General features: G+C 60.2%; 9 protein-coding genes. 5 read left to right on the top strand and 4 right to left on the bottom strand.

Annotated elements, in window-relative coordinates:
• The 3 genes from WA145_RS17405 to mnmC form a co-directional block, all read left to right on the top strand.
• On the top strand, positions 1-890 hold an 890-nt coding region (locus WA145_RS17405; protein ID WP_422582772.1), incomplete at its 5' end, for an ABC transporter permease.
• A 33-nt stretch (positions 891-923) separates the two neighbouring features.
• A complete protein-coding gene (gene greB / locus WA145_RS17410; protein WP_422582773.1) occupies positions 924-1421 on the top strand; it encodes a transcription elongation factor GreB in 498 nt (165 codons plus the stop codon).
• 11 nt (positions 1422-1432) lie between these two features.
• Entirely contained in the window at positions 1433-3412 is a 1980-nt protein-coding gene (gene mnmC, locus WA145_RS17415) for a bifunctional tRNA (5-methylaminomethyl-2-thiouridine)(34)-methyltransferase MnmD/FAD-dependent 5-carboxymethylaminomethyl-2-thiouridine(34) oxidoreductase MnmC (protein WP_422582774.1), read from the top strand.
• Between the two features lie 31 nt (positions 3413-3443).
• On the opposite strand, the gene rlmKL is transcribed toward mnmC, so the two are convergent.
• On the bottom strand, positions 3444-5717 hold the full coding sequence (gene rlmKL / locus WA145_RS17420) for a bifunctional 23S rRNA (guanine(2069)-N(7))-methyltransferase RlmK/23S rRNA (guanine(2445)-N(2))-methyltransferase RlmL (RefSeq protein ID WP_422582775.1): 2274 nt from the start codon (positions 5715-5717) through the stop codon (positions 3444-3446).
• A gap of 425 nt (positions 5718-6142) precedes the next feature.
• On the opposite strand from rlmKL, the gene rmf reads away from it, so the two are divergent.
• Positions 6143-6358 (top strand): ribosome modulation factor, encoded by a 216-nt coding sequence (gene rmf / locus WA145_RS17425; protein ID WP_090255928.1) that lies wholly within the window; start codon positions 6143-6145, stop codon positions 6356-6358.
• Between the two features lie 172 nt (positions 6359-6530).
• Here the strand turns inward: rmf and WA145_RS17430 are convergent, their stop codons facing one another.
• Positions 6531-7565 (bottom strand): quinone-dependent dihydroorotate dehydrogenase, encoded by a 1035-nt coding sequence (locus WA145_RS17430; protein WP_422582776.1) that lies wholly within the window; start codon positions 7563-7565, stop codon positions 6531-6533.
• An 80-nt stretch (positions 7566-7645) separates the two neighbouring features.
• Positions 7646-7867 carry a DUF2835 domain-containing protein gene (locus WA145_RS17435; RefSeq protein WP_422582777.1) on the bottom strand — a complete coding sequence of 74 codons (222 nt, stop codon included), beginning with the start codon at positions 7865-7867 and terminating at the stop codon, positions 7646-7648.
• A gap of 225 nt (positions 7868-8092) precedes the next feature.
• Here WA145_RS17435 and WA145_RS17440 point away from each other — a divergent pair, with 225 nt between their 5' ends.
• Entirely contained in the window at positions 8093-8977 is an 885-nt protein-coding gene (locus WA145_RS17440) for a DUF6685 family protein (protein ID WP_422582778.1), read from the top strand.
• A gap of 138 nt (positions 8978-9115) precedes the next feature.
• Here the strand turns inward: WA145_RS17440 and WA145_RS17445 are convergent.
• Positions 9116-11195, bottom strand: a 2080-nt coding sequence (locus WA145_RS17445) for a calcium-binding protein (protein ID WP_422582779.1), incomplete at its 5' end; no start/stop codon positions are given.

An 11195-nucleotide genomic window follows, 5' to 3' on the forward strand; every position in this document is an offset into this window, starting at 1 on the left:
TCCCGGTGGTACCCGGGCGTTTGGTGATGATCAATGGCGCGCCGGTACGGCAGATCGTCAGCAAGGAATCCCAGGGTGAGCGCGCGATTCGCCGTGACCTGAGCCTGACCTGGGCCGCCGATTTGCCGGCAGATAACACCCTGATCGCCGGTAGCTGGTGGACGGACGCCAACACCAGCGAGTTACCGGGCGTATCGGTGGAGTCCGAGCTGGCCGAAAGCCTGCAACTGAAACTCGGCGACCGCCTGAGCTTCAGTGTCGGCGGCCTCAACCGCGACGCGGTGGTCAGCAGCCTGCGTGAAGTCGATTGGAACAACTTCCAGCCCAACTTCTACATGATCTTCCAGCCCGGCACCCTGCAGGACCTGCCGGTCACCTACCTGACCAGCTTCTACCTGCCGCCGCAGTACGAAAAACAACTGGTCGACCTGTCGCGCGCCTTTCCCGCCGTAACCTTGTTGCAGGTCGAAGCGCTGCTGGCGCAGCTGCGCAGCATCCTTGCCCAGGTCACCCTGGCCATTGAGTTCGTCCTGCTGTTCGTCCTGGCCGCTGGCCTTGCCGTGCTGTTCGCCGGGCTGCAAGCCACCTTGGATGAGCGCATCCGCCAGGGCGCCCTGCTGCGCGCCCTGGGGGCTGAGCGCAAGCTGTTGATCAAGGCGCGCCGCGCCGAGTTCGGCCTACTTGGCGCTTCCAGCGGGCTGCTGGCGGCCTTGGGCTGTGAGCTGATCAGCTTCCTGCTCTACCGTTTTGCCTTCGACCTCACCTGGCAGCCGCATCCCTGGCTGTTGTTGCTGCCTTTGATCGGTGCGCTGCTGGTGGGCACGGCTGGGGTTCTCGGCACCCGCCGCGCCTTGAATATCAGTCCGCTGACGGTGCTGCGCGAGGGCTGATAGACTCGCGCACCACCTCCAACAAGCTGAACTATGAGTCGCTACCGCCCACCCCGCTCCGCCGGCACCCCCTTGATCACCCCCGAGGGCGAGGCCCGCATGCGCGCCGAGCTGCATGAGCTGTGGCATGTACGCCGCCCCCAGGTCACCCAGGCGGTCAGTGAAGCCGCCGCCCAGGGCGACCGCTCGGAGAATGCCGAATACACCTACGGCAAGAAGATGCTGCGCGAGATCGACAGCCGCGTACGTTTTCTGACCAAGCGCCTGGAAAACCTCAAGGTGGTCAGCGCCCGCCCCAGCGATCCGGACAAAGTCTACTTCGGCGCCTGGGTCACCCTGGAAGATGAGGACGGCGCTGAATCGCGCTACCGTATCATCGGCCCGGATGAGCTGGACCTGAAAAACAATCTGATCAGCATCGACTCGCCCCTGGCCCGCGCCCTGATCGGCAAAAGCCTGGACGCCGAAGTGCGGGTGCAAACCCCGACGGGCGAGAAGACCTGGTACATCGTCGCGATCGACTACCCGTGACCGAGCCGAGCATGCCGCCCGCCCCTGACGCGCCACACCAACAAGCCCGCCTTGAGTGGGATGAGCAGGGCCAACCGCTGTCCAGCCAGTTCGCCGATGTGTACTTCTCCAACGAGAACGCGCTGGCCGAAACCCGTTACGTGTTTCTCGCCAACAACCAACTGCCGGAACGCTTCGCCACGCTGACGGCCGATCAGCAGCTGGTCATCGGCGAGACCGGCTTCGGCACCGGGCTGAATTTCCTCTGCGCCTGGCAGCTGTTCGAGCAACACGCCTTAGCGGATGCCCGTCTGCACTTTGTTAGCGTGGAAAAGTACCCGCTGAGCAAAGGCGATTTGCAACGAGCACTGGCGCTATGGCCGGAGCTTGCACCCTATGCCGAACAGCTGCTGGCGCAGTACGTGGCACTGCACCCGGGCTTTCAGCGCCTGGTATTTGCCGGTGGACGGATAGTCCTCACCCTGCTGATCGGCGATGCGCTGGAGCTGCTCGGCCAGCTGGATGCCAAGGTCGACACCTGGTTTCTCGATGGCTTCGCTCCGGCGAAAAACCCGGATATGTGGACGCCCGAGCTGTTCTCCGAGCTGGCCCGGCTGTCCCACGCCAGCACCACTCTGGGCACCTTTACCAGCACCGGCTATGTGCGCCGCCGGCTGAACGATGCCGGCTTCAAGATGAAGCGCGTGCCGGGCCTGGGGAAAAAATGGGAAGTGCTCAAGGGCAGCTTTATTGGCGAGCAGACAGCGGCAGAAAAGCCCTGGTTTACTCGACCGCCTCAACCTGCTGGTGCCCGCACCGCGCTGGTGATCGGTGCCGGCCTGGCCGGCTGCGCCACCGCCGCCAGCCTGGCCCAACGTGGCTGGCAGGTCACCTTACTGGAGCGCCATCATGCCATCGCCCAGGAAGCCTCGGGTAATCCACAGGGCGTGCTCTACCTCAAGCTTTCGGCCCACCACACCAGCTTGTCGCGGCTGATCGCCAGCGGTTACGGCCATACCCGCCGGCTATTGGAACAGCTGCATAAGGGCACGGACTGGGACAATTGCGGCGTGTTACAACTGGCCTTCGACGCCAAGGAAACGCAGCGCCAGGCGCAGCTTGCGGCGGCGTTCCCCTGCGACCTGCTGCGGACGTTGGATCAGGCTGCAGCGGAAAAAAAAGCCGGTATTGCCCTGCAGTCGGGCGGCCTGCTCTACCCCGAAGCCGGCTGGGTGCACCCGCCAGCGCTGTGCGCCCTACTCAGTCAACATCCCAATGTCAGCCTGCAACTGCATCAGGAGGCGCTGCAGCTACGCCGTGACGGTGATGGCTGGCAAGCCTGGAATGGCGCACGACTGCTGGCCAGCGCCAGCGTGGTGGTACTGGCCAGTGCCGCCGAGATCAAAGGGTTTAGTCAGGCCGCGCACTTGCCGCTTAAACGTATCCGCGGACAGATCAGTCGCCTACCGGCCACAGCAGCCAGCCGTGCATTAAGCACCGTGGTATGCGCCGAAGGTTATGTCGCCCCGGCGCGCCTGGATGAACATACCCTGGGCGCGAGCTTCGACTTCAACAGTGACGACTTGACGCCGAACAGCGCCGATCACGCGAGCAACCTGCGACTATTGGAAGAAATCTCGCCTGAGCTGGCCAAGCAGCTGAATGCCGCAGCACTCGACCCTGAGCACCTGCAAGGCCGCGCCGCGTTTCGCTGTACCAGCCCGGACTACCTGCCAATAGTCGGCCCACTAGCCGACACCGCTGCTTTTGCCGAGGCCTATGCGGTGCTGAGCAAGGATGCCCGCCAGGTACCGCAAACGCCCTGCCCCTGGCTGGCTGGCCTGTATATCAACAGCGGCCATGGCTCACGCGGGTTGATCACCGCGCCGCTGTCAGGCGAGCTGATCGCCGCCTGGCTTAACCACGAGCCGCTGCCGGTGCCTGCGGATGTGGCGCAGGCCTGCCATCCGAATCGTTTCGCCTTGCGCGCGCTGATCCGCAACAAAGGCTGAGAACGCGCGCCTGCTCACAGGCGCGCAAGCATCAGCCGCGCAGACTGATCCGCCAGGCACGGTGGATTTTCGGGTTGCGGGCAAAGTCCGGATCGAGGGTCGATGCGCTGATGTCTTCAACCTGATAACGCGCCGCCAGACTCTCATCAAGCTCAAACTTGCGGAAGTTGTTGGAGAAATACAGCACGCCGTCCTTGGTCAGACGGGCCATGGCCAGGTCAAGCAGTTGCACATGGTCACGCTGGATGTCGAAGATGCCTTCCATGCGTTTGGAGTTGGAGAAGGTTGGCGGGTCGATAAAGATCAGCTCGTACTCGCCACGATCTTCGGCCAGCCAGGCCATCACATCGCCCTGTTCCAGACGGTTCTTGTCCGAGTAGCCGTTGAGTGACAGGTTGCGCCGCGCCCAGTCCAGGTAGGTTTTCGACAGGTCGACACTGGTGGTGCTGCGCGCACCGCCCTTGGCCGCATGCACGGTGGCCGTGGCGGTGTAGCAGAACAGGTTGAGAAAGCGCTTGCCGGCCGCCTCTTTCTGGATACGCAGACGCAGCGGGCGATGGTCGAGGAACAGGCCGGTATCGAGGTAATCGGTGAGGTTGACCAGCAGCTTCACGCCGCCCTCGCTGACTTCCATAAACTGCCCTTGGGTGGCCTGCCGCTGGTACTGCTTGGTACCGCTCTGGCGCTCACGGCGCTTGATCACCACCTTGTTCTTGTCGACGCCGAGCGCCTGCGGAATCGCGGCGATGGCGTCAAACATGCGCGCCTTGGCTTTCTCCGGGTCAATGGACTTGGGTGCGGCGTATTCCTGCACATGCACCCAATCGCCATACACATCCACCGCCATGGAGTATTCCGGCATATCCGCGTCGTACAGGCGGTAGCACTCAACGCCTTCCTTGCGCGCCCACTTGCCCAACTGCTTGAGGTTCTTCTGCAGACGGTTGGCAAACATCTGCCCGCCTTCGCTCAGACGCGCCAACTCGACTACCGGAGCAGGTGCAGGAGCCGGTTTGATTGGGTTGCCGTTCTTGTTGTACTGACGCTCCAGCGGCTCCAGCGGTGCCTTATCGGCCTCGGCCTGCTCGCGCTCGCGTTCACGCTGCTCAGGCGTGCGGCGCTCGCCGGTAACGAACTGCTCGGGCTGCACCTTGATCAGCAGCAGCTTGCATGGCAGCGCGCCGTTCCAGAAGGCGTACTGCTTGTGGCTACGGATGCCCATGCGTTTGCCCAGATCCGGCGCGCCGGTAAATACCGCCGCCTCCCAGCCCATGCAAGCCTGACGCAGACGCTCGCCGAGGTTCTGGTAGAGGTACAACAAACTGGCTTCATCACCCAGGCGCTCGCCGTAAGGCGGGTTACAGATCACCAGACCTTTCTGGTTCTGGTCCGGACGCGGCTCGAAGGTCGCCACTTCGCCCTGATAGACCTTGATCCAATCGCTCATGCCCGCGCGTTCGATGTTATTGCGTGCCGGCTGAATCAGCCGTGGGTCGGCTTCATAACCGCGAATCCACAGCGGCGGTTTGGCCATACCTGCTGCGGCGCGCTGCTCGGCCTCGGCATGCACTTTCTTCCACAGGGCCGGCACGTGGCCCAGCCATTTGCTGAAGCCCCATTGCTCACGGGTCATATTCGGCGCGATGTCGGCGGCAATCATCGCCGCCTCGACCAGGAAAGTGCCGACGCCGCACATCGGGTCGGCCAGCGCGCCACCCTCGGCGGCAATCCGCGGCCAGCCGGCACGGATCAATACCGCAGCGGCGAGGTTTTCCTTCAGCGGTGCCGCGCCCTGCTGCAGGCGATAGCCGCGCTGATGCAGGCTATGGCCGGATAGGTCGAGGGAGAGAATCGCCTCGCCACGGTCCAGGCGCAGGTGCACACGCAGATCCGGGTTGAGCTTGTCCACCGAAGGCCGCGTACCGTCTTTCAGGCGCAGCTTGTCGACGATGGCATCCTTGACCTTCAACGCGCCGAAATGGGTGTTGTCGATGCCCGAGCCATTACCGCTGAACTCCACGGCCAGGCTGCCGGTGGACTCCAGATGCTCGAACCAGTCAACCTCCAGCACGCCTTCGTAGAGGCTCTGCGCGTCCTGCACACTGTAGCGCTTGAGCACCAACAGCACGCGGTTGGCCAGGCGCGACCACAGGCACAGGCGGTAGGCGGTTTCCATGTCGGCCATGCCACGAATGGCCGAGGTGTGCTCACGCGCATCTTCAAGGCCGAGAGCGCTGGCTTCTTCGAGCAGCAGGCCTTCAAGGCCCTTGGGGCAAGTGAGGAAGAGTTCGTAACGATCCGACATGGGAGTTTCCAGTACCTAAGGCAATCAACGGCGCGCAGACAAATCAGCACGGCCAAAATAAGTGACAAAGCATCGTCGCGCGACCCTTCGTCGGGATAAACAACAGTTTCAATCGCAATTTATTCGCGATAGCAAAACACCAGCACAGCATGCGCATACGCCCACAGCATAGGCGCTACAGAGCAAACTCCGATCCCTTGCCGCAACGCCTTATGGCCTGACCCTCAAAAAGGTTACGGTCTTATGACGAAACGGTCATTCACAGGCACCCGCGCATTGGTTAGAAATCTACCTAGGCCAGCACTGCAACGGTGCTGGCAAGGAGGCTCGCGACGCCGGCAGCGGACTCCGTAGGCAGAACGTTTCTGCCTGACCTTGCTAGAAGGTCTAAGGGACATAACAGTCAACATTGAGGGCTTCACCCTATGAGAAGACTTAAGCGTGATCCATTAGAAAGAGCTTTTTTGCGCGGTTATCAATACGGCATCAGTGGCAAATCCCGCGAACTCTGTCCATTCACCCTCCCCTCTGTCCGCCAAGCCTGGTTAAACGGCTGGCGCGAAGGCCGCGGTGACAACTGGGACGGCATGACCGGCACCGCGGGCATCCATCGACTCAACGAACTTCACGCTGTCGGCTGATTCAGGAACCTACCGACTCACCATGCGCGCTCCATCCGAGCGGCGGGCGCAAGCCCAGGGGCTCCTTTAGGGAGCCCTTTTTATGGCCTGCCATCCATCGCGACCACCCTTTGAGCCGTCGCCGCGCGACGTTAAAAATGGCTCCAGGCCATTTTTTAACTGCCTCCTGGTTTTAGGCGTGAGGCTTTTGCGGCAGCGCTGCAATTGCATCGACCGCTTCACGAATCAATGCCGGACCCTTGTAGATAAAACCAGAATAAATCTGCACCAGGCTGGCACCTGCGGCGATCTTCTCAGCCGCATGCTTGCCCTCGGTAATGCCGCCTACTGCAATGATCGGCAAACGGCCTTGCAACTCACCGGCCAGCACCTGAACGATATGCGTGCTCTTCTCACGCACCGGCGCCCCGGACAGCCCGCCGGCCTCATCGGCACACTCCAGACCATGCACCCCTTCACGGCCCAGGGAGGTGTTGGTGGCGATCACCGCATCCATGCCCGCTTCAACCAGCGCATTGGCCACTTCGATGGTTTCTGCATCAGTCATGTCCGGCGCGATCTTGATCGCCAGCGGCACACGCTTGCCATACTGTGCGGCCAGATCTTCCTGACGCTTGCGCAGGGCTTCGAGCAGTTGCTTGAGCGAGTCACCAAACTGCAGGCTGCGTAGCCCCGGAGTGTTGGGCGAACTGACGTTAACGGTGACATAGCTGGCGTGTTGATAGACCTTGTCCAGACACAGCAGATAGTCGTCCACTGCGTTCTCAACCGGGGTATCGAAGTTCTTGCCGATATTGATACCCAGCACGCCCTTGTATTTGGCCGCCTGCACGCGAGCCAGCAGGTGATCAACGCCGTGGTTGTTAAAGCCCATGCGGTTGATGATCGCCTCGGCCTCAGGCAGACGGAACAGCCGCGGCTTGGGGTTACCCGGCTGCGGGCGCGGCGTCACGGTACCGATTTCCACAAAGCCGAAGCCCAGCTGAGCAAAACCATCAATAGCATCGCCGTTCTTGTCCAAGCCGGCAGCCAAGCCAACCGGGTTGGAAAACTCCAGCCCCATGACCTTGACCGGCAGCGCGGCCGGGCTCTTGGTCAGTAAACTGTTAAGCCCCAGACGACCGCCGGCACCGATCAAGTCGATGGACAATTCATGGGAAGCTTCGGGGGAAAGTTTGAACAGCAGCTCGCGGGCCAGGGTATACATGGGCAGGCTTAGCTCGATAAAGTTACAAAGGCCGCGATTATAGCCGTCTGCACGCCTGATAGGCGAGGCGCACGGTGCTATCAACCCAAGCGGCGCAGGCTGAGTAACTCACCGGCAGCGCTGAACTCGAGCTCAAAGGAACCATAGACACCGTCATGGGTCAGAAATGGCCGAAAATGGTGGGCCGGCACACTGACACGCCGTCCATCGCGACTTTGCACTAATATCCGGTTGGCACGCCCTTGATAGACCACACGCAAGCGCTCGGCCGATAACGCAATATCAAATACCAAACTGGGCATGGAGGCACCTTTGCAACTGATAGCAGCAATCTTGCCATACGCCGCGCGCCTGCCCGGGAAAAAATGGCTGGGAGCCATTTTTAACGTCGCGCAGCAACGACCCGAAGAGTGGCTGTCAGGGATGGTAGGTCATAAAAAACCTGTCGCTATGGCCGATAAGGCCTGTGCAGGGCCGCTTGGGCTCTGCCAAACTGGCAATGGTAATTTTGGAGTTTGTACCTGGCCATGAGTCTGTCTGAGCAGCCGTCCACCCTCAGCTCACGCCTCGGCGCCCTGGCGCAACGGCTAGGCCTTATCGGTCGTGGGCAACGCCAGATACTCGAGCGCGCCAGCCAGCTTCGCCTGCCCTTCAGCCCTCTGCCGCAACTGCGTGAAAGCATCTGCTGGCAAGACGGCCCTCAGCTATACCGCCTGATAGACCTGCCACGCAGCGCACTCTCAGGCCCAGTCCAGGAAGACAAAGCGCAGGCCCATGCGATGTTGATTCGCATCATCGAGCTGCAAGAGCAGCAACTGGCCTCAGTTGATTTACGCATGATCGACGGCCTATCAGGCTGTACAGCAGAGCAGGCGCGCTACTCAAGCTTTGAAGATTTCTCCGCAAGCGAAACCTGTCGCCACGTACGCATCATCAGCTACAAAGACTTCGTCAAAACCATTAGCCTGGCGCTACCGCGCTTCCTCGCTGGGGAATGCATCAGCCTGCGTAAAGCCAGCTGGCACGGCGAACGGATATTCTGGGCTGGCGAACATCACAATGAAGCCTTTGCCTGTGCCATTGCCTATGCCCGCCGGCGTGAACTGGAAATAACCCTGCCCGCCGAGCTCAATCACTACCACCTTAACGAGCAAGGACTCAGCCAGCTACAGCAGCACTATCACGTACTGGCCCTGCCAAATGCAGCCTGGAGCGACCCTGCCTTTATGGCCTTGCTGCTGGATAACGGCCTGCCCTACGCCCGCCTGTCACTGCAACGCGGGCCTGGCTTCCCAGAGTTTCTCCTGCTGCCCAAGCACTCCAGAGAAGCCACCGCACTCGGCGAAGGCCTGCGCCTGGCGGGTGCGCCGGATGTGGTGGGGTATTTACAAAATTTGCAGGCCAAGCACTAAACCCTACTTAAGTTCAATCCTAGAGGCATACATGAGAAGGCCCGCTACGGGTAAAGGTAATGGGCTGATCATATAAGTTGTGTCATGCGGCCAAGCGAACCCACCACCTCCGCAGTGGGCTCGGGTATGGCCTAAGTGCTAGGCCACATCGACCTTGAGGGTGCCATCACCAAGCATGCCAAGGATCACGCTGCTCTCGCTGCCAGTGGAGTAACTGGTGTAGAGGTTCACGTCCTGCAGCACGATGGTCTGCTCAGTCGAGGTCGCCGGATCAGCTGCCGCGGTGGTGCTGACCTTGATCACTGTATCCAGCGCCCAGCCGCCTCCCAGATCAGCCGTAGTGATGTCGATGAAGTTCAGCAGGTTGCCGATACCTCCAACCTGATTCTCACCACTGAGCAGATCGGAGAGGTCCAGACGATCACCATTAACATTGCCATTGAAGTTATGGACAAAGCCCTGGATCGTATCTGTCCCGGTCGTTCCGTCCTTCCATAGATAGGTGTCGTTGTCGAGGCCACCAATCAGCCTGTCATTACCCAGGCCGCCAATGAGGATGTCATCACCAGCCCCCCCCCAGAGGATGTTGTCCTGACTATTCCCAGTGAGGCTATCGGCATAGTTGGAACCCATCAGATTCTCTATATCGCTCAGAGTGTCACTTCCAGAGCCCCCAGTGACCTGAGCGGCGGCGAGTGCCAGGCTCACGGTGACACCACCGGCTGCATGCAGGTAGCTGGCGGTATCGACACCACCGTTGCCATCTATAAGGTCATTGCCAGCTGTGGCTTGAAGCACCTGATCGGACGCATCACCAATCAGGCTACCGCTGCTGACAATGTCCACGACCAGCTGCTGACTACCGGTGGCATCACCATCGGCGTCGATTAGACTAAAGCCGAACTCCAGGTTGGCGTCGAGCGTACTGGTCTGCGGACTAAGCAGGCCGATATCCACTACCTTGATCACATCACTATCAGCGGTTTGAGTAGTTGTATTGCCAGAGTCGGCCGCGAAGGCAATCAGATTAACCAGCGACGAACCACCCAGCACCCCGGTAGCCCGGTTCAGATTGATACCGGAACCATTTACCCCTTCGGTCGAAACCAACAACTGCGCACCGTAGATCAGGTAATTCTCACCTGCGGCCTTATAGTCGTTGGCCTCAATGATCACTACGCCGTCACTGCCATCAGTGAAAGTGATGCCGTAGGGGTTGATTTCACCGGAGCGATAAATGTCATCGGCCCCTACCACCACGACACGTGTCGTGGTCGCATTGGTCAGCGGATTGATCAGTTTGAGCAGAACGACCATATCCTCAGTCGAACCGAGCTGCCCCAGCTTGAGATACATCACACTGGCCTTGGCGTCGCCCGCCCCCGGACTGGGGTCGCCTCCGGGACTGGTGGTATAGAAGTCCATATTCAGAACTTCACCCGCCTGCAAAGTATCGCCGGCTACACCATTCTGGTCACCGGAGATACTCACCCACGTTTGACTGGCAGTGAAGGTCTCATTCTCCGTCAGCATGCCATCACCATTGGTAGTGCTCAGATCGACCTTATCGTTACCGCCTACCTCTTCAGAGGCGGTAAAGCGCACATAGAAGTTATCCGCCAGCTTGGAAACCACAATTTCCGGTTGAGAGTCGGCACTGCCGACAATATTGAAGCTTTGCTTGGACTGGGTCTCGCTGGTCTTTAGGAAACTGTAACCCTCAAGAGGCGCACTCAACTTGAGCGTATAAGTACCGGCCACCTTGTCGAAGGTCAGCGTTCCACTGGCATTACTCAACGCATTAGTGTCCGATATCGGATCCGCATCATATTTGAAGAACACATTGAAGACAGCTTGACTATCACTCTCAGCAGCCCACGTAACCGAAGAGTTGCTAATGCTGCCGACACCAACTGTTCCCGCCAACAGGATCGACGAAAAATCTGAGTTGCTGATCGAATAGCTCGCCCGTGAGTCAGCCCCAATCCGGTATTCAAAGATGCCGGTACCGCCAGTGGTGCTGTTGGCGGCATTGACATACACCAGATTGGAGGTAGCCAGGATAGTCGGAATATCGTCAACCACCGTCACGACAAACCGGCCCGCGCCCGTCAGCTCAACACTGTCACCATCGGCATCCGTCGCCACCAGCAGTTTGGTGAAATCAAGACCCGATACTGAGGTCACCGGCTCAACACCCGGGGCACTGGTCACCAGT

Origin of the sequence: Pseudomonas sp. (assembly GCF_049301935.1) — a bacterium.
Lineage (GTDB): Bacteria > Pseudomonadota > Gammaproteobacteria > Pseudomonadales > Pseudomonadaceae > Aquipseudomonas.

Bases quoted from the DNA above. Each gene is read 5' to 3' on its own strand.
- greB (WP_422582773.1), top strand. From the start codon at position 924: ATGAGTCGCTACCGCCCACCCCGCTCCGCCGGCACCCCCTTGATCACC.
- mnmC (WP_422582774.1), top strand. From the start codon at position 1,433: ATGCCGCCCGCCCCTGACGCGCCACACCAACAAGCCCGCCTTGAGTGG.
- rlmKL (WP_422582775.1), bottom strand. From the start codon at position 5,717: ATGTCGGATCGTTACGAACTCTTCCTCACTTGCCCCAAGGGCCTTGAA.
- rmf (WP_090255928.1), top strand. From the start codon at position 6,143: ATGAGAAGACTTAAGCGTGATCCATTAGAAAGAGCTTTTTTGCGCGGT.
- WA145_RS17430 (WP_422582776.1), bottom strand. From the start codon at position 7,565: ATGTATACCCTGGCCCGCGAGCTGCTGTTCAAACTTTCCCCCGAAGCT.
- WA145_RS17435 (WP_422582777.1), bottom strand. From the start codon at position 7,867: ATGCCCAGTTTGGTATTTGATATTGCGTTATCGGCCGAGCGCTTGCGT.
- WA145_RS17440 (WP_422582778.1), top strand. From the start codon at position 8,093: ATGAGTCTGTCTGAGCAGCCGTCCACCCTCAGCTCACGCCTCGGCGCC.